The sequence below is a fragment of the Pigmentiphaga litoralis genome (assembly GCF_048632615.1).
Taxonomy (GTDB): Bacteria; Pseudomonadota; Gammaproteobacteria; order Burkholderiales; family Burkholderiaceae_B; genus Pigmentiphaga; species Pigmentiphaga litoralis_B.
Genome location: NZ_CP184479.1, coordinates 2277191 through 2294709, shown reverse-complemented (window position 1 = coordinate 2294709; position 17519 = coordinate 2277191). Strand labels below are relative to the sequence as shown.

Annotated in this window: 14 protein-coding genes and 3 pseudogenes; 10 read left to right on the top strand and 7 right to left on the bottom strand. The window is 65.6% G+C overall.

Annotated elements, in window-relative coordinates; translation table 11 throughout:
* The first annotated feature begins 198 nt into the window (after positions 1-198).
* The 3 genes and pseudogenes from cutA to ACNANG_RS10095 all read left to right on the top strand — a co-directional run bounded on the left by cutA (position 199) and on the right by ACNANG_RS10095 (position 3158).
* The gene (cutA, locus tag ACNANG_RS10105; protein ID WP_420227073.1) at positions 199-525 is read left to right on the top strand and encodes a divalent-cation tolerance protein CutA; all 327 of its coding nucleotides are present in this window, start codon (positions 199-201) and stop codon (positions 523-525) included.
* Positions 526-824: 299 nt separating this feature from the next.
* Positions 825-2252, top strand: a pseudogene (gene dsbD / locus ACNANG_RS10100) (protein-disulfide reductase DsbD); the annotation flags it as partial.
* Positions 2253-2417: 165 nt separating this feature from the next.
* Positions 2418-3158 (top strand): thioredoxin domain-containing protein, encoded by a 741-nt coding sequence (locus tag ACNANG_RS10095; RefSeq protein ID WP_420227506.1) that lies wholly within the window; start codon positions 2418-2420, stop codon positions 3156-3158.
* 172 nt (positions 3159-3330) lie between these two features.
* Here ACNANG_RS10095 and ACNANG_RS10090 read toward each other — a convergent pair whose 3' ends face one another.
* The 4 genes from ACNANG_RS10090 to ACNANG_RS10075 all read right to left on the bottom strand — a co-directional run bounded on the left by ACNANG_RS10090 (position 3331) and on the right by ACNANG_RS10075 (position 6888).
* The gene (locus ACNANG_RS10090; RefSeq protein WP_420227072.1) at positions 3331-4599 is read right to left on the bottom strand and encodes a magnesium transporter CorA family protein; all 1269 of its coding nucleotides are present in this window, start codon (positions 4597-4599) and stop codon (positions 3331-3333) included.
* Positions 4596-5609, bottom strand: a complete 1014-nt coding sequence (gene hemB / locus ACNANG_RS10085; RefSeq protein WP_420227071.1) for a porphobilinogen synthase — start codon at positions 5607-5609, stop codon at positions 4596-4598. Before hemB ends, ACNANG_RS10090 begins: the two co-directional genes overlap by 4 nt.
* A 30-nt stretch (positions 5610-5639) precedes the next feature.
* Positions 5640-6263 (bottom strand): ribosome biogenesis GTP-binding protein YihA/YsxC, encoded by a 624-nt coding sequence (gene yihA / locus ACNANG_RS10080; RefSeq protein WP_420227070.1) that lies wholly within the window; start codon positions 6261-6263, stop codon positions 5640-5642.
* A 100-nt stretch (positions 6264-6363) separates the two neighbouring features.
* A complete protein-coding gene (locus ACNANG_RS10075; protein WP_420227069.1) occupies positions 6364-6888 on the bottom strand; it encodes a gamma carbonic anhydrase family protein in 525 nt (174 codons plus the stop codon).
* Positions 6889-7506: 618 nt separating this feature from the next.
* Here ACNANG_RS10075 and ACNANG_RS10070 point away from each other — a divergent pair.
* The 3 genes and pseudogenes from ACNANG_RS10070 (at position 7507) to ccsB (ending at position 11988) form a co-directional block, all read left to right on the top strand.
* A pseudogene (locus ACNANG_RS10070) lies at positions 7507-8198 on the top strand (c-type cytochrome).
* Positions 8199-8387: 189 nt separating this feature from the next.
* Positions 8388-10585 (top strand): annotated as a pseudogene (locus ACNANG_RS10065) (cytochrome c biogenesis protein ResB); the annotation flags it as partial.
* 74 nt (positions 10586-10659) lie between these two features.
* Positions 10660-11988, top strand: coding sequence for a c-type cytochrome biogenesis protein CcsB (ccsB, locus tag ACNANG_RS10060; RefSeq protein WP_420227068.1), 1329 nt, complete (start codon positions 10660-10662; stop codon positions 11986-11988).
* 106 nt (positions 11989-12094) lie between these two features.
* Here ccsB and ACNANG_RS10055 read toward each other — a convergent pair whose 3' ends face one another.
* A complete protein-coding gene (locus ACNANG_RS10055; protein WP_420227067.1) occupies positions 12095-12394 on the bottom strand; it encodes a winged helix-turn-helix transcriptional regulator in 300 nt (99 codons plus the stop codon).
* A gap of 222 nt (positions 12395-12616) precedes the next feature.
* Here ACNANG_RS10055 and ACNANG_RS10050 point away from each other — a divergent pair, with 222 nt between their 5' ends.
* From ACNANG_RS10050 to ACNANG_RS10040, 3 genes are all read left to right on the top strand, one after another.
* The gene (locus ACNANG_RS10050) at positions 12617-13465 is read left to right on the top strand and encodes an SDR family oxidoreductase (protein ID WP_420227066.1); all 849 of its coding nucleotides are present in this window, start codon (positions 12617-12619) and stop codon (positions 13463-13465) included.
* 251 nt (positions 13466-13716) lie between these two features.
* On the top strand, positions 13717-14685 hold the full coding sequence (msrP, locus tag ACNANG_RS10045) for a protein-methionine-sulfoxide reductase catalytic subunit MsrP (RefSeq protein WP_420227065.1): 969 nt from the start codon (positions 13717-13719) through the stop codon (positions 14683-14685).
* Between the two features lie 11 nt (positions 14686-14696).
* Positions 14697-15425: a sulfite oxidase heme-binding subunit YedZ gene (locus tag ACNANG_RS10040; RefSeq protein WP_420227064.1), complete on the top strand. Its 729-nt coding sequence runs from the start codon at positions 14697-14699 to the stop codon at positions 15423-15425.
* A gap of 13 nt (positions 15426-15438) precedes the next feature.
* Here ACNANG_RS10040 and lysA read toward each other — a convergent pair whose 3' ends face one another.
* Both lysA and lptM read right to left on the bottom strand, forming a co-directional pair.
* On the bottom strand, positions 15439-16746 hold the full coding sequence (gene lysA / locus ACNANG_RS10035; RefSeq protein WP_420227063.1) for a diaminopimelate decarboxylase: 1308 nt from the start codon (positions 16744-16746) through the stop codon (positions 15439-15441).
* A 7-nt stretch (positions 16747-16753) separates the two neighbouring features.
* Positions 16754-16939: an LPS translocon maturation chaperone LptM gene (gene lptM, locus ACNANG_RS10030; RefSeq protein ID WP_420227062.1), complete on the bottom strand. Its 186-nt coding sequence runs from the start codon at positions 16937-16939 to the stop codon at positions 16754-16756.
* Between the two features lie 154 nt (positions 16940-17093).
* On the opposite strand from lptM, the gene cyaY reads away from it, so the two are divergent.
* Positions 17094-17429: an iron donor protein CyaY gene (cyaY, locus tag ACNANG_RS10025; RefSeq protein WP_420227061.1), complete on the top strand. Its 336-nt coding sequence runs from the start codon at positions 17094-17096 to the stop codon at positions 17427-17429.
* The last annotated feature ends 90 nt before the right edge of the window (positions 17430-17519 follow it).

The window sequence follows — 17519 nt, the reverse complement described above, 5'->3', positions numbered from 1 at the left end:
AGTCAGCGGGATCGGAACGACGAAGTCTGGGTCGAGTGCATACTAGGGCGCGCGTCCAGCGGGCCGCAAACGATCATTTTTCGGTGATGCATTAGCTGAGCTAATGCATGGCACGGGTGTGGGGCGGGACCTGCGCGCCGGCCGCCGCGGGCAACGCGGTAAGATTGAGGCCATTGATCCCTGTCTTCCGTGCCGCCGATGCTGACCGACACTGTCCTCCTGGTGATTACCAACGCCCCCGACGCCGAGACGGCGGACCGGATCGCGACAACGCTGGTCGATCGGAAGCTGGCGGCGTGCGTGAACGTCGGCGCGCCGATGCGGTCTGTCTACCGGTGGCAAGGACTGGTCGAACATGCCACGGAATGGCCGATGTGGATCAAGACCATTGCCGCCCGCCGCGACGCGCTGATCGCGGCCTTGACCGAACTGCACCCTTACGACGTGCCGGAAATCCTGGTCGTCCCCGCCGAGGACGGCTTGCCGGCCTACCTGGACTGGATACGGGAAGAAACCCAAGCGTGATGCCTGCATTGCCTGTCGATCGCCGTGGCGATGTGATTGCCGCGGATGCGTCGTGTACCCCTGGCCGAAGCGCCTCGCCTGGGCGTGCCGAGACCGGTGAGCCTGCCGGCGACCGTGCGGCGTGCCGGGCCGTGGGTGACGAGGTGGAGCAGGCCGTTCATGGCGTGGTTGATCGCGGCGTTCATGGCGTAATTGAACGCGGTGTTCATGGCGTGGTCGATCGCGGCGTTCATGGCACGGTCCATCGCGTCGTTCGTCGTGCCATCACGCTGACGTGGCTGCTCCTGGTGGCTGCCATCATGCTGTTCACGTCGGCGGCGGCGCGCGCTGCCGACCCCGACTTCCTTCCGCCCGACAAGGCATTCACCTTTTCGGCGGTGATGGCGTCGCCCGATCTGGCCGAGCTGCGCTGGGGCATCGCGCCGGGGTACTACATGTACCGCGAGCAGTTCCGGTTCGAGACCGCGCCCGCAAGCACGGTGTTGGGCGAGCCACAGATTCCGCCAGGCAAGATCAAGTTCGACCTGACGTTCAACAAAGACGTCGAAACGTACCGGGATAGCGTGACGGTGCGGGTGCCCGTGCGGGCGAGTCATGATGCCCGGCCGCTGACGCTGATCGCCACTGCCCAGGGCTGTGCCGACGCCGGCCTGTGTTATCCCCCTACGCAATACACCGTCAAGCTGGCGTCGGTCGCGGGCGGGTTTGCCGTGGACGACGGGCTGGCCTCGCGCCTGACCCGCATGATCCACAGCGACGACGTCGGCCTGGCCGACCTGCTGGCCGGCGGCGGCCTGATGCAGACGGTGCTGGTGTTTCTGGTGCTGGGCGTGCTGCTGTCGCTGACGCCATGCGTGCTGCCGATGGTACCCATCCTGTCGTCGATCCTGGTGGGCGACACCGCGCGCAGCACGCGGCCCCGGCTGCGCGGGCTCGGTCTGGCAGCCGTGTACGTGGCGGGCATGTCGGTTGTCTACACCGCCGTGGGCGTGGCCGCGGGACTGAGCGGCGAAAGCCTGGCCGCCGCCTTGCAGGGGCCATGGGTGCTGGGCGCGTTTGCAGTGCTGCTGGCCGTGCTGGCGCTGGCCATGTTCGACGTGTTCACGCTGCAGTTGCCGGTAGGCATGCAGAGCCGGCTGTCTGCCCACATGGCGCGTCTGCCGGCAGGCCGGGCGACGGGTGCGCTGGCGATGGGCGCGATCTCGGCGCTGATCGTCGGACCCTGCGTGGCGGCGCCGCTGGCCGGAGCCCTGCTGTACATCTCGCAGACGCGGGACGTGCTGCTGGGCGGCCTGGCGCTGTTCGCGCTGGCATGGGGCATGGGCGTGCCGCTGTTGCTCGCGGGCGCGTCGGCCGGCGCCCTGGTGCCGCGTGCCGGAGCCTGGATGGATGGCGTCAAACGCTTCTTCGGCATGCTGCTGCTTGCGGTCGCGTGGTGGATGCTGTCCCCCGTCCTCTCTGGCCCGGTGCAGATGGCGGGCTGGGGCGTCCTCGCGGTGCTGACCGCGGCCCTGCTGCATGCGTTTGACGCGCTGCCGGCGCCCGTCAGCGTGGGGCAACGCATGGTCAAGGGGGTGGGCGTGTTGTTTGCCCTGCTGGGCCTGCTGCAGTGGGTGGGCGTGGCGAGCGGCGGGCGGGATCCGTGGACGCCGCTCGCGCATCTGGCGAGTGGGCAATATGACGCGGATGCCGGGGCAGGGCGTGGAGCCGGGACAGGCGTTGCAGTGAGGAGTGGCGGCTTCGAAGGGAGTGCGGATGCAGGTGCAGGTGCAGGTGCAGGTGTAGGTGTAGGTGCAGGTCCCGGGCAAGTGGCCGGCGCAGGCCAGGATGCTGGCGCCTCGACCGCGTCATCCGCCCAGGCCGTGCTCGGTTCCGCCCTGCAACCCCCGTCCATGAGCGTTGCGCCAGGCGCGTCCTCTGGCGTGTCCTCTGGCGCGTGGCAGGGCGCCGCGAACGGCGGCGCACATGGCATGGACGTCGCGCCTGGCGCGGCGACGGTCGGCAGCGGCGCAAGCAGCTTTAGGGAAGGCCTGGCAGGCGGCTCCTCGGCCAGCTCCTCGGCTAGCCTCTCAGCCACCCCTTCGGTCACCCTTTCGTCCACTGCCTCGGCCATCACCCAGAGCCGTCCTGCAGGCAGCGTGCCGGAGGGCCGCGCAGGCCAGGCAAGCAACGAGGGGGCCAGTGTTTCGGGCGGTGCTGCACCCGGTGCGGTTCCGATTCCGACTGCCCCCGCTCTCAAGCCTGTCACCCGCAAGGGCGCCGAGCACTTCGAGCAGATTCGCACCGTGGCTGAACTTGATGCGCTGGTCGTGGCATCCGACCGTCCGGTCATGCTCGATTTCTATGCGGACTGGTGCGTGTCGTGCAAGGAAATGGAAGCCTTCACCTTTCCGAAGCCCGAGGTGGTCAAACGGCTGGCAAACATCCGCATGGTGCAGGTGGACGTGACCGCCAATAATACGGATGACAAGGCCTTGCTGAAGCGATTCTCGCTGTTCGGCCCGCCGGGCATCGTGTTTTTCCGCCCGGGTGGCGAGGTCATTCGTGACGTGCGGGTGATCGGTTTCCAGAACGCCGAACGTTTTGCCAGCGCGCTGGACAAAGTCCTGGCGAGCAGCGCCGCGTCACGGTAACCGGGCCGCGGCGAGCCGGGGCGAGCGCAGCCCAGAGCAGTCCAGAGCAGAGCCGAGCTGAGAAGAGCCGAGCTGAGAAGAGCCGAGCAAAGCCAAGCCGCGTTACCGGAAGCGGGGGCCGCAAGCCGCTACCGCCGCGGCTACGGCCACGGCCACGGCCACCACCACCGCGTCAGATCCGGCTGTCCCCGGAATGCGATCCGCGCCCGTTGCGCAGGCCGGCCTTGCGGGCCAGCGCCTCGGCGATACGGTACGGCCGGGACTCAAGAAAGCGCCGTGCCGAAAACCAGATCCACAGGGCGGTCGCGACCGTCAGCATGCCGATCATGATCCACCAGAACGCCTCGGGATGATGCACCAGCGGCATCTGGTCCACGTTCATGCCGAAGATGCCGGTGATCAGGGTCAGCGGCATGAACAGCACGGTCACCACGGTCAGGATCCGCATGATCTCGTTGGTGCGGTGCGCCGTTGCTGAAAAGTGCAGCTGCACCGCGTTTTCCACCGAGGATTCCATGCGCCGCGCGTGATTCAGCACGCGGCCGATGTGTTCCATGACGTCGTTGATACGCACCAGCAGCGCGTCGCGCCGCGCATCGAAAGCGCCCGAGCCCGCTGCGGCGTCGCTGCGGTCCATGGCCGCGTCGCGCAGTTCGCCCATGGCGTCGTACTGTTCTTCGCACAGGTTTTCCAGCCGCCGCAGCACGATGCGCGCGTCCAGCAGGGCCAGCCAGTTGCGGAACCGTCCGCTGGGGTTCAGCAATTCGCGCTGCCACCGGTCCAGCTGATTCGTCAGGGGCTGGCGCATGGCCAGATAGCGATCCACCATGGCGTTCAGCAGCCGCAGCATCAATTCGGCGGGCCCGGCGGGCGCGCGGGCCAGCGTGCCGACGCTGCCCAGCACACGGGTGCCATCATTGTGGATGGTCAGGGCAGGGGCCGGGTCGCGCAGTTCGTGCAGACGCCGCTTCATTTGCGCGCAGCTGGTGCTGTCGCCATGGCGCACGGTGACCAGCGCGCGGGGCAGCACGAAGAATGCAATCGGGTGGGTCTGCAGATTGGTAAGCAGCGGAATGCTGCCGGGTTCGCCAAGGGCGGTGCCGTTGGGCTCGGTCGATTCATTGGTGGCCAGGCGGCGGAAGATCACCATCTCGTAGCTGGCCGTGTTGTCGAAGTACGAGGGGTGGGCCGGGTTGGCGGCGTCCTGCAGGTGAAGGTCGTGCAGCCGCACGCCAGTCATCTCTTCGATGCGCGATCGCCAGCCTTCCGGGTCGGCCACCAGGCTGTCGACCGTGGTGTCGATCCACAGAAAACCCTGCTGCGCGGTTTTCAGCGACGGGATGACGCCGCTGTGCGCCGCATGGGCGGTGCCATGATCGGCGATCCACAGAACGTCCATGCCGTGCGCCGTGGCCGCGCCGGCGAGCAGGCCCGGGCTCACGAGCGTCGCAGTTGCTTCGCCGCGTCGATGGCGAAGTAGGTCAGGATGCCGTTCGCGCCGGCGCGCTTGAATGCCAGGAGCGATTCCATCATGACCTTGTCGTGGTCCAGCCAGCCATTGGCGGCGGCCGCCTTCAGCATCGCGTATTCACCGCTGACCTGATAGACGAAGGTAGGCACGTGGAAGGTGTCCTTCACGCGGCGCAGCACGTCCAGGTAGGGCATGCCGGGTTTGACCATGACCATGTCGGCGCCTTCGCGCAGGTCCATCGCGACTTCGCGCAGGGCTTCGTCGATGTTGCCGGCGTCCATCTGGTAGGCCGCCTTGTTGGACTTGCCGAGGTTGCTGGCCGATCCCACGGCGTCGCGGAACGGGCCGTAGAAGGCGCTGGCGTATTTGGCGGAATAGGCCATGATCTTGGTGTGGATCAGGTCATTGGCTTCCAGGGCCTGGCGAATGGCGCCGATGCGGCCGTCCATCATGTCGCTGGGCGCCACGATGTCCACGCCGGATCGGGCCTGCACCAATGCCTGACGCACCAGGATCTCGGTCGTGATCTCGTTGATCACGTAGCCTTCGTCGTCGATCACGCCGTCCTGGCCATGACTGGTGTACGGATCCAGCGCCACGTCGGTCATGACGCCCAATTCAGGAAAGCGCTTCTTCAGTTCGGCCACTACGCGTGGAATCAGTCCGTCGGGGTTGGTCGCTTCGACGCCGTCGGGGGTCTTGAGCGACGCGTCGATGACCGGGAACAGCGCCAGCACCGGAATGCCGAGTTCCACGCACTGCTCGGCAACCGGCAGCAGGGTATCGAGGCTGTAGCGTTCCACCCCCGGCATGGACGGCACGGGCTGGCGCAAGCCATTGCCTTCGGCCACGAACACCGGATAGATCAGGTCATCGACGCTCAGGGCATGTTCGCGGACCAGGCGGCGCGTGAAGTCGTCGCGGCGCAGGCGGCGGGGACGGCCGGCGGGAAAATCGGCAAATACGGCGTGTTGGCTCATGATGGCTTTCCGGCTATGGACGCAGCGGGGTCAGGCGGCAACCTGGGGCGAGATCCAGTTTTCGATGTGCGTGGTCGCGTCTTCCAGCCCGATACGATGCGTGGAAGAGAAGGGCACGGTGTGCAGCATGCCGATGGCGGCCAGTTCCTGCTTGACCGAGAACTGCATCTTGACGCGCTGGCCGTAGGCGAACTTGTCGGCCTTGGTCAGCAGCGCCAGGACGGGCTTGCCCGACGGCGCGATCCATTCGATCAGGTTCCGGTCCAGGTCGGTCACGCCGCGGCGAATGTCCACCAGCAGCACGATGCCCACCAGCGACGGCCGGTCGCGCAGGTAGCCGCCCAGCACGTGGGCCCAGGCCGTGCGGTCTTCGCGCGCGACCGATGCGTAGCCGTAGCCGGGCAGGTCGACCAGGTAGCCGATATCGCGTTCGGGTTCGAGCTTGTCAGGCATGCCGAACATGTTGATCAGGCGCGTGCGTCCGGGCGTCTTGCTCGAAAACGCAAGGCGGCGCTGCTGGGTCAGGACGTTGATGGCCGACGACTTGCCCGAGTTGGAGCGCCCGACAAAGCAGACCTCGGGGGCGCTGGGCGGCGGCAGTTGATCCAGCCGGGCAGCGGAGGTCGTGAAGTGGGCGCGATGAAGGATGGACACAATAGGGGGGCAAAGAGCGCCGAAGGACAAGGACGCCCATTGTAAAGCCTGGCTGTCGCGGCCGGGCCATGGGGTAGGACGGGACAGTCCACCCCTTCAGTCAGCCCACGCGCTTGAGCGTCTTCTTGAAGGTTTCCTGGCGCGTGACATAACCCTGCACCCCGCTGCGGATCCGGGCGATGTCTTCGTCGCTCAATTCCCGCACGACCTTGGCGGGTGCGCCCAGGATCAGCGACCGGTCGGGAAAGGTCTTGCCTTCGGTCACGATGGCGCCCGCGCCGACCAGACAGTCCTTGCCGATCACCGCACGATTCAGGATCACGGCCTGGATGCCTACCAATGACCCGTCGCCGATGGTGCAGCCATGCAGCATGGCCTGGTGGCCCACGGTCACGAAGTCGCCGATGTTCAGTTCCAGCCCCGGGTCGGTATGCAGCACCGCGCCTTCCTGCACGTTGCTGGAATCGCCGATGCGGATGGTGTCGTTGTCGGCGCGCAGCACGGCGCCGGGCCAGATGCTGGCATGTTCGCCCAGCACCACCTTGCCGATCAGGACCGCTTCTTCGGCAACATAGGCCGATTCGGGCACGGAAGGGGTGTTTTCCCCAAGCTGGTAGATCGCCATCGTTGTTGTTCCTTTATCGTGGTTCGATGATCTCTGTCCTGACTCCTTGCTATAATAAGAGGTTTCCTGAAGATTGAGCGCCAGCCGCATCGCTGCATAGTGCAGTGGCCCGGCCAGAGCGCCGACTATCCGGAAGCGCAGGAAGTGCGGATGCACGAAGCTGCAGCGGCACGAAGCTGTAGCGGCATGGAACGGCGAGCGCACAAGAACGGCAATCGCACGAAGCGATTGGCAAGGCGAATAAAGGTTTGCGCGGGGGAAGACGCAAAGCAGGGTTGAACCACCAGGTTGATCAAACCAGGTTGAACCCACCGGTTTGAACGTATCCGGTTGAACTTTCCCCAAGCGACGGTTTACAAGAACGGATGTGAGACATCCGTGCCAACGACCGGATGCCAGACATCCGGCGGCAGCAGCAACACAACAGCACTACCAGGCATCACCACAAGCAGCAACGAACACTCAGCAACTGACGGGGAACATGCCGGAGTTGAGCAATACCGGGCACCGAGTCGCTGCACGCCGGCGGCGGATTGGCCTGGCAGTTCAGGAATCTGACTCGCGGGTATCGACTCGCGGGATTTTGGGTCGCGGGAATTTAGGACGTCGAGGTTTTCCATGAAGCGTGTGCTGTCCCTGATGCTCGTCACGAGCGGTCTGATGTTTGGTGCCACGGCCCTGTCGCCGTCCGTTGCCGCCGACGCGCCCGCCGCGGCGCCGGCCCGTCCCAAGATCGACCCGGCCAAGGGCGAACAGCTCTACGCGAACGGCGACGCCGCCCGCAACATCGTGGCCTGTGCGAGCTGTCACGGGCCGGGCGGCAACAGTGCCGGCGCGGCCAATCCCAAGCTTGCCGGGCAGCACCCCGACTACCTGTACAAGCAACTGGTGAACTTCAAGGTCAAGGAAGGCGCCAAGACGCCCGAGCGGCCCAGCGCGGTCATGAACGCCATGGCGGCCCCCTGACCGACGAAGACATGCGTAACGTGGCCGCCTACATCGGCGCCCAGACGCTCAAGCCGGCCACCGCCAAGAACAAGGACACGGTCGAACTTGGCCAGCGCATCTATCGCGGTGGCGTGGCGTCCAAGAACATCCCGGCCTGCGCGTCGTGCCATGCGGCCAACGGCGCCGGCATGCCCGCGCAATATCCGCGCATCGCCGGCCAGTTCGCCGAATACACCGAAGCGCAACTGGTGGCGTTCCGCAGTGGCGCGCGTCACAACAACGTGGCCATGACCGGCGTGGCATCGCGCATGTCCGACGCCGAAATCAAGGCCGTGGCCGACTACATCGCCGGCCTGCGCTGATCCGGGCTGGAACCGCCATGCGGGCCATCGGTCTTTGACAAGGGGCGGAGCGATCCGCCCCTTGTCACGCCCGGCCTGCTCTTTCGCACGTTCCCCGGGTCCCGCCTGTTATCGTTCTAGCGCGGCGACCCTGCCGCAGCGGGCGATGTGTCCGCCCACCCGTGCCGCCTCGGCAAGGTTTTCGATTCCATGAATGCTTCAACACCGGTCCAACGCACCACGGGAGCCGCCCGCTATCGGGACGACGTCGTGGAACTGCTGGGCTCCATGCGCTTTGCGGTCAGCCTGCTGTCCTTCATCTGTGTCGCCAGCGTGGTGGGCACCGTGCTGGTCCAGAACCAGCCGTCCAACAATTATGTGAACCAGTTCGGGCCCTTCTGGTATCAGGTGTTCGACACGTTCTCGCTTTACCACGTCTATAACGCGTGGTGGTTCTTGTTGATCATGGGCTTCCTGGTCGTGTCGACCACCATCTGCCTGGTGCGCAATGCGCCCAAGATGGTCAAGGAGATGCGGACCTATCGCGAGCACATGCGCGAGTCGAGCTTCAACTCCTTCCATCACCGCGCCCATGTGGATGGCGCCGTGCCGGTGGACGAGGCGGTCCAGGCATCGACGGCGCTGCTCAAGCGCCGCGGCTACAAGCTGCGCCTGCGGCAGGATGGCGACGCGACGCTGATCGCGGCAAAGACCGGCACGGGCAACCGGCTGGGCTACATCTTTGCGCACGCCGCCATCGTCATCATCTGCATCGGCGGGCTGCTTGATAGCGAGATGCCCGTGCGCCTGCAGGTGTGGCTGGGGAGCAAGATACCGCTGCACGACAACATGGCGATTGCCGACGTGCCGCCCAGCGGTCGACTCAGCATCGACAACCCCAGTTTTCGCGCCAACGTGCTGATTCCCGAAGGCGGGCAGAGCCGCAATGCCATTGTGCTGGTCGGCGACGGGGCCATGGTCCAGCCGCTGCCCTTCACGATCGAACTCAAGAAATTCATCGTCGAGTACTACTCGACCGGCATGCCGCGCCTGTTCGCCAGCGAAGTCGAAGTCACCGACGGTGAAACCGGCGACAAATTTCCCGCAAAGATCGAAGTGAATGAGCCGCTGCGCTACAAGGGCGTGACGGTGTATCAGTCGAGCTTTGACGACGGCGGCAGCACGCTCAGCCTGGTCGGGCATGCGCTGCGGGGGGCGGACAACTATTCGTTTCCGGTGGAAGGCAAGGTGGGGGGACGGCGTCCCTGGTGCCGGCCAGCAGCGCAAACGGCGGCACGAACGGCAACACCAATGACACGACGCGCGCCAGCTTCGACACCAACACCAGGGGCGGCACGCGTGACCTCAAGGACCTGAAAGACCTGACCGTCGAATTCAGCGGCTTTCGTCCCATCAACGTCGAAAACTTTGCGTCCCAGGTCGGGACGCCGGCGCCGCAGGCCCTGCGCGAGCACGTGGCGTCGGTCGCGGGCAGCGCCGCCAAGGTCGGGCACGACAAGGACTTCCGCAACGTCGGGCCCAGCGTGCAGTACAAGCTGCGCGACGCCAGCGGCCAGGCCTACGAATTCAACAACTACATGCTGCCGGTGGATGTGGAAGGCACGCCGGTCTTCCTGAACGGCATGCGGGCCAATCCGGAAGACGAGTTCCGCTACGTGCGCATTCCGGCCGACGCCAAATCGACCATGGAAGAATTCCTGGGGTTGCGCGCCGCGCTGCAGGACCCGGCTGCCCGCGAACTGGCGGCGCGCCGGTTCGCCGACAGCAACCGCCTGGCCGCCGGATCGGGGGGCGACGCCCTGACGCAGCAACTGCGCGAATCCGCGCAGCGCGCGCTGGACACCTTCGCCACGGGCGGCCTGCAAGCGATTGCCCGCTTTCTGGAAGGCAACGTGCCGGCCGCGGAACAGCAACGCGCGGCCGATGTAGTGGTAAAACTGCTGGGCGGCGCCATGGCCGAACTGCGCAATGTCGCGCGCGAACGCCTGGGCCTGGCGCCCTTGGCCCGCACGGGTCCGGAGGTCGAACAGGCGTCCACCTGGACCCAGATGTCGGTGGCGGCCCTGTCCGACATGTTCCTGTATCCCGCGCCGGTGCTGCTCAGCCTGTCCAGCTTCAACCACGTGCAGGCCAGCGTGTTCCAGGTCAGCCGTACGCCGGGCAAGACGGCCGTGTACCTGGGTTGCCTGCTGCTGGTGCTGGGTGTGTTTTCGATGTTCTACATTCGCGAGCGGCGGGTGTGGCTGTGGATCAAGCCGGCGCCAGCAGGCGACGTGGGTTCGGATACGCGGATGGCGATGACCTCGCAACGCCGCACGCTCGATTTCAATCGGGAATATGACGTGCTCAAGGCGGATCTGGCCGACGTGCTGCGGGACCGGCAGCCGCACGATTACGACAACGACAGCCCGGGCCGGCAAGGCCATGACATCCAAGCGCATGACACCAAAGGTGGTAGCTGATGGAACTGACTTCTTCCCGCACGGCCAACGGCCCCCTGCGCAAGCCGCCCGTCGACGCCGGTTCGCGCCGCGTCGACTGGACCGACGCCGTCTTTGCGCTGCTGCTGGTGGCCGGCGCCGTGTTCGCGTACCGCCACACCGGCGGCATCATGAATTATTACGACAAGCTGATCCTGGGGGGCGGCGTCATTGTGCTGGCCTGGCTGGGCTGGTTGTGGCGGCCCCTGCGCTCGCTCATGATCGCGGTGACGATCAGCGGCGGCCTGGCGGTCATGGCGTATGGCGGTGATCTGGCACGGGGCGATCAGGCGTTCTTCCTGAAATACCTGCTGTCCTCGCAATCGGCGATTCTGTGGATGTGCACGCTGTTCGTGCTGGCCACCGCCTGTTACTGGATCGGCCTGATCGGCCGCAGCGCCACGGGCGCCTGGCTGGGCACCGCGCTCAGCTGGTCGGCCGTGTTTGCCGGCCTGACCGGCCTACTGGTGCGCTGGCACGAAAGTTACCTGCTCAGCCCCGATATCGGCCACATTCCGGTCAGCAACCTGTACGAAGTATTCGTGCTGTTTTCGCTGATCACGGCGCTGTTCTACCTGTATTACGAACAGAAGTACGATACGCGCAGTCTTGGCGGGTTCGTGCTGCTGGTGATCTCATCGGCCGTGGCGTTCCTGCTCTGGTACACCTTCGATCGCGGCGCGCAGGAAATCCAGCCGCTGGTGCCCGCCTTGCAGAGCTGGTGGATGAAGCTGCATGTGCCGGCCAACTTCATTGGGTATGGCACGTTCTCGCTGGCGGCCATGGTGGCGTTTGCCTACCTGGTCAAGTCGCACGGGCAGACGACGTCGTGGGTCAAGCTGTCGCCGTTGTTCCTGCTGGGCGTGCTGCTGGGCCTGGAACCCATGGTGTTCCGCCAAAGCGGCATGCCCGCCTACTGGATGGTGTATGCCGCCGTGGTGGCGCTGATCGTGGGCGGCATCCTGCTTGGCCGCCGGCGGATCGCCGAACGGCTGCCCGCGCTCGAGATCCTTGACGACATCATGTACAAGGCCATTGCCGTCGGCTTTGCCTTCTTTACCGTGGCCACCATTCTGGGCGCGCTGTGGGCGGCCGACGCCTGGGGCGCCTACTGGCAGTGGGACCCGAAAGAGACCTGGGCGCTGATCGTCTGGCTCAATTACGCGGCCTGGCTACACATGCGCATGATGAAAGGCCTGCGGGGCGACGGCGCGGCGTACTGGGCGCTGGTCGGGCTGCTGGTCACGGGCTTCGCCTTCCTGGGCGTGAACATGTTCCTGTCGGGCCTGCATTCGTACGGAGAGCTGTGACGGCGGCGCGGTGACCGGATTGCACCCGCTGCCGCATCCCTGACTGGGGCGGCGTCGGGCTCGACAACAACCCTGCCCAGGCAGGGTTGTTTCGTTTCAGGCCGGGTCAAGTCGCCTTTTCCACCCCGTCCACCGCCTGTGCGGCCTGCGCGATGGCCGGCATGTGCGTCTCCAGCCAGTCCACCAGGTCGCGCACCTTCTCGGCCGCTTCGGCCCCCAACGGCGTCAGCGTGTACTCGACATGGGGCGGGACGGTGTTGAATGAGCGCCGGTGCACCATGGCGTCGGCTTCCAACCACTGCAGCGTCTGCGCCAGCATCCGTTCGTTGATTCCGCCGATCTTGCGCCGCAACTGGCTGAAGCGCTGCGTGCCCTGCAACAAGGCGATGAGCACCAGCACCCCCACCGGCTGGTCAGGTGCTGCAGGACCTGCCGCGACGGGCAGTCCGCCGCCATGACATCGCCGCGTTGCAACTTGTCGGACAGCGACGGCGGGGACGCCGAGGCCAGTTCAGTAGTCACAAGGCCAATCGAATCGTTCTGCATACTTACCTTTACGTGCGTACTTACTAATAATAAGCGAAGCGCCTATAGTCGGTGTTCTTATTTTCCAAATGAAGGACACATCATGACCATTGCCGTCACGGGCGCCACCGGCGAACTGGGCCGTCTTGTCATCGACCGGCTCAAACAGCGCGTGCCAGCCACCGACGTTGTGGCGATCGTGCGCGACGTCCAGCGCGCCAGCACCCTGGGCGTCGACGCCCGGGCCGCCGACTACACCCAGCCCGCCGCGCTGGAAGCGGCGCTGGCCGGCGTCGACACCCTGTTGCTGATCTCCAGCAGCGAGATCGGGCAGCGGGTTGCGCAGCACATCAACGTCATCCACGCCGCAAGGAAGGCGGGTGTAGGCCGCGTCGTCTATACCAGCCTGCTCCATGCCGACAGCTCCACGCTCAGTCTGGCGCCGGAACACCTCGAGACGGAAAAGGCACTCAAGGCGTCGGGATTGATCTACACGATCCTGCGCAACGGCTGGTACACCGAGAACTACACGGCGTCGGTCGCTCCGGCGCTGGCGCTGGGCACGTTGTACAGCAGCGCGGCGGACGGGCGCATTGCGTCGGCGTCGCGTGCCGACTATGCCGACGCCGCGGTGGCGGTGCTGACAGGGCAGGGGCATGACGGCAAGACCTACGAATTGGCCGGAGATACGTCCTACACACTGGCCGAAATGGCTGCCGAGATCACCGCCCAGTCCGGCAGGCAGGTCGCTTACCAGAGCATTCCAGAAGCCGACTATGCCGCCGCCCTGGTCAAGGCCGGCCTGCCCGAAGGCTTTGCCGCCGCCCTGGCCTCGTGGGATGTTGCCGCCTCCAAAGGGGCGCTATTCGATGACAGCCGCGCCTTGTCGGCGTTGATCGGCCACCCGACCACGCCGTTGGCGCAGTCAGTCAAGGCGGCGCTTGCCAGGTAAGCGGCAGGGGCGCCTTGGGGCAGGGGCACCTAGGACAGGGGCGCCTTGGCAAGGCGCGGCGCCCTCGCAACCCCCGGATGCCGGCTTCATTTCGGGGGCGCCCGATGGGTTCCTGCTGGAGTTTGCGCCCCGGTGTTTATAAAAAGTTGATACATGGCCGCGCGATGCCGCCCGACAATAGCTCCCATGCCTCAGGTACTCTGAGTCTTCACCTTGGGCGGGGAACGCCCCGTCCAGCGCCAGGAGTTGCCATGTTGATACGTAGACCCGGGGACATCGCTCCCTCCGAGATCACCGCGCAGTCGGTCTATCAGGATCGCCGCCGTCTCATGCTGCAGGCCGGCGCCGCCGCCGCGGCCATGGGCCTGGCCGGCTGGACCAATCGCCAGGCTTTTGCCCAGACCACCACCGGCGACAAACTGGTCGCGACGCGCAATCCCCAGTTCGTCGTGATGGACAAGCTGACGCCGGTCAAGGACGTCACGAGCTACAACAATTTCTACGAATTCGGCACCGACAAGGGCGACCCGGTGGACAATGCCGGCCGCTTCAAGACCAAGCCCTGGACAGTGGCGATCGAAGGCGAGGTCAAGAAGCCGATGACCATCGGCCTGGACGATCTGCGCAAAATGGCGCCGATGGAAGAACGGGTGTATCGCCTGCGCTGTGTCGAAGGCTGGTCCATGGTCATCCCGTGGGTGGGCTTTTCACTGAGCGAACTGATCAAGCGTGTCGAGCCGACCGGCAATGCCAAGTTTGTCGAATTCGTGACCGCCACGCAGCCGGAAACCATGCCCGGCCTGCGGTCGCGCGTGCTGGAATGGCCCTATGTCGAAGCCTTGCGGATGGACGAAGCCATGCATCCGCTCGCCTTGCTGACCTTTGGTGTGTATGGCGAGACGCTGCCCAACCAGAACGGCGCGCCGGTGCGCATCGTGGCCCCGTGGAAATACGGCTTCAAGTCGGGCAAGTCGCTGGTCAAGATCCGTTTCGTCGAAAAGCAGCCGGTCACGAGCTGGATGAAGGCCGCCTCGTCCGAATACGGCTTCTACGCCAACGTCAACCCGGACGTGCCGCATCCGCGCTGGAGCCAGGCCACTGAGCGCCGCATTGGCGAGGACGGGCTGTTCTCGCCCAAGCGCAAGACGCTGCCGTTCAATGGCTACGCGGATCAGGTCGCATCGCTGTACGCGGGCATGGACCTGAAGAAGAACTACTGAGCGCCGACGCCATGCCGCCCGTCTCGCCGTCTCCCGCCGTGTCGCCCGCCGTGTCGCCGCGGCCCGCTGCCGCCGCCCCTTCTAGCGCGGCGCGCGGCGGGGCAGCGGCCGGCGCGCCCCGCGCCGCCGCTGCGCCCAAGGTCTTCGGCATGCCGCTGCGGACCTTCAAGATCCTGCTGTTCATTGCGTTCCTGTATCCCTTGGCGCGATGGGTCTACCTGGGCGTGACCAACGATCTGACCGCCAACCCGGTCGAATTCCTGACCCGGTCGTCCGGCACCTGGACCCTGGTGACCTTGCTGATCACCCTGGTGATCTCGCCCCTGCGCAGCTGGATCAAGCAGCCCATGCTGCTGCAGGTGCGGCGCATGTGCGGACTGTTCGCCTTCTTTTACGTCTGTCTGCACCTGACCACGTATGTGTGGTGGGATCAGTGGTTCGACGCGATTGCCATCGTGCGGGACGTGATCAAGCGCCCGTTCATTACGGTAGGGTTTGCGGCGTTTCTGTTGTTGATCCCGCTGGCGGTCACGTCGACCAAGGGCTGGATGCGGCGGCTGGGCCGCCGGTGGCAGACCCTGCACAAGCTGATCTACCTGATCGTTACGCTGGGCCTGCTGCACTACTGGTGGCAGAAAGCCGGCAAGAATGACTTTGCCACGGTGGGCATCTACACGGCGGTGTTCGCGGTGCTGATGGCCTGGCGTGTGCAGCGGTGGTGGAAGGGACGCAAGCGCTAGCAGGCGGAACCCATCACCCCAGCGTCGATTCCAGCGCCAGCAACTGCGCCACGGTTTCCCGCGATCGCACCACGTGGAAGTTGGCGCCGTCCACCATCACTTCGGCGGCGCGCGGGCGCGTGTTGTAGTTGCTTGCCATCACCATGCCATAGGCGCCGGCCGACTCGAACGCCAGCAGGTCGCCTTCAGCCACGGCCAGGTCGCGGTTACGCGCCAGCCAGTCGCCGCTTTCGCAGATCGGCCCGACCACGTCGTAGTTGCGCGTCACCACGTCCGTTCGCGGCACGACCGGCAGCACGCCGTGATAGGCCTCGTACAGGGTCGGGCGCACCAGGTCGTTCATGGCCGCGTCCACGATCAGGAACAGCTTGGAATCCGTGTGCTTCAGGTATTCCACCCGTGTCACCAGAATGCCCGAATTGCCGGCCAGCGAACGGCCAGGTTCCAGCACGATCTGGCGGTCGCCATAACCGCGCGCCAGCAGGCGTTCGAACACGGCGTTCAGCAGGGTGGTGGGGGACAGGAGGGTTTCGTCCGAATACCGGATGCCCAGGCCGCCGCCCAGGTCCAGATGTTCGATGTGGATGTCATGGGCCGCCAGCAGGTCCAACAGGTCCAGCAGCTTGTCGAGAGCGTCCAGGAAGGGGGACGCTTCGGTGATTTGCGACCCGATGTGGCAATCCAGGCCCACGACCTTGATGCCTGGCAGGCTGGCGGCATTGCGGTAGGCGTCCAGCGCCTGTTCGATGGCAATGCCGAACTTGTTTTCTTTCAGCCCGGTGGAAATGTACGGATGGGTCTTGGGGTCCACGTCGGGATTCACCCGCAACGACACCGGCGCGCGTTTGCCCATGGCATGGGCCACGGCCGACAGGCGGTGCAGTTCGGGAATGGACTCGACGTTGAAGCATTTCACGCCGGCTTCCAGCGCCATCCGCATTTCCGAGGCCTGCTTGCCCACGCCCGAAAACACCACCTTGGACGGATCGCCGCCCACGGCGAGCACGCGCTGCAGTTCACCCGCCGACACGATGTCGAAGCCCGCGCCCATCTTGGCGAATTCGCGCAGCACGGCCAGGTTCGAATTGGCCTTCATGCCGTAGCAGACCAGCACATCGTGGCTGCCGATCGCGTCGCGGTAGGCGCCGTAGGCGGCATGCAGGGCCGCGCGCGAATAGACATACAACGGCGTGCCCAGGCGATCCGCCAGGTCGGCCACCGACACGCTTTCGGCGTGCAGCACGCCGTCGCGGTAGGCGAAATAGGGGCTGCCGACAGGGGTCGCTTGCGCGCCCGCGGCAGGGACTCGGGTATCGGTCATGGCGGAATCAGGGCAGGGTGGGGAAGGTGGAGCGGTTCTGCGACGTAGTGCGGGTCGCGGTCGACGAGCTTGGATAGGTGGTGGAGGTCGTGGGCGGAATCGGCTTGCCGGCGTCATCGGGAACGAACAACGGGCCTTTCTGGCCGCAGGCAGCCAGCAATGCCAGCCCCGCGACGGCCGCACCCCGCGCCATCCAGCGCGCGGCCGGAGCAGCACGGGTGGCGTCAGGGGTATTGGGGGCGAGACGCTCGCCGCTGGCTACAATGCGTGCATCTGCTAACCCAAAGGATGGCTGGCATGCGGCGCGCGCGGTGCGTGGAGGTGTCATGTCGGGCATAGGTGAAATTATGAACGAAAGCGAGTTTGTTGCCGCAGCCGAGGCGATCATCGGATCGATCGAAGCCCAGGCCGATGTGTGGTTCGATGAATTGGACGTCGATCTGGAATGCGAGCGCAGCGGCAATGTGCTGACGCTGACGTTCCAGGACCGGTCCCAGGTCGTCGTGAACAGCCAGGCGCCCATGAAGGAAATGTGGGTGGCGGGCCGCAGCGGCGGTTTCCACTACCGCTATCAGGACAACGGCCAGTGGATCGACACGCGGTCGGGCGAAGAACTGGGCGCCGCCCTGAGCCGCATCTGTTCGGAGCAATCCGGCCGCATCCTGGTCGTCGCCATTCCCTGATGGACACCGGCCCCCTGCGCAATGCGGGGGCCAGTCAACCGGCTTCGGGCGTTCAGCCCTTCAGCCTTGGAAAGAACATAGTACGGCAGC

What these genes read in the sequence shown, in the direction of transcription:
- cutA (WP_420227073.1), top strand. Translation starts at nt 199, where the DNA reads ATGCTGACCGACACTGTCCTCCTGGTGATTACCAACGCCCCCGACGCC.
- ACNANG_RS10095 (WP_420227506.1), top strand. Translation starts at nt 2,418, where the DNA reads ATGAGCGTTGCGCCAGGCGCGTCCTCTGGCGTGTCCTCTGGCGCGTGG.
- hemB (WP_420227071.1), bottom strand. Translation starts at nt 5,609, where the DNA reads ATGAGCCAACACGCCGTATTTGCCGATTTTCCCGCCGGCCGTCCCCGC.
- ACNANG_RS10075 (WP_420227069.1), bottom strand. Translation starts at nt 6,888, where the DNA reads ATGGCGATCTACCAGCTTGGGGAAAACACCCCTTCCGTGCCCGAATCG.
- ccsB (WP_420227068.1), top strand. Translation starts at nt 10,660, where the DNA reads ATGGAACTGACTTCTTCCCGCACGGCCAACGGCCCCCTGCGCAAGCCG.
- ACNANG_RS10050 (WP_420227066.1), top strand. Translation starts at nt 12,617, where the DNA reads ATGACCATTGCCGTCACGGGCGCCACCGGCGAACTGGGCCGTCTTGTC.
- msrP (WP_420227065.1), top strand. Translation starts at nt 13,717, where the DNA reads ATGTTGATACGTAGACCCGGGGACATCGCTCCCTCCGAGATCACCGCG.
- ACNANG_RS10040 (WP_420227064.1), top strand. Translation starts at nt 14,697, where the DNA reads ATGCCGCCCGTCTCGCCGTCTCCCGCCGTGTCGCCCGCCGTGTCGCCG.
- lysA (WP_420227063.1), bottom strand. Translation starts at nt 16,746, where the DNA reads ATGACCGATACCCGAGTCCCTGCCGCGGGCGCGCAAGCGACCCCTGTC.
- lptM (WP_420227062.1), bottom strand. Translation starts at nt 16,939, where the DNA reads ATGGCGCGGGGTGCGGCCGTCGCGGGGCTGGCATTGCTGGCTGCCTGC.
- cyaY (WP_420227061.1), top strand. Translation starts at nt 17,094, where the DNA reads ATGAACGAAAGCGAGTTTGTTGCCGCAGCCGAGGCGATCATCGGATCG.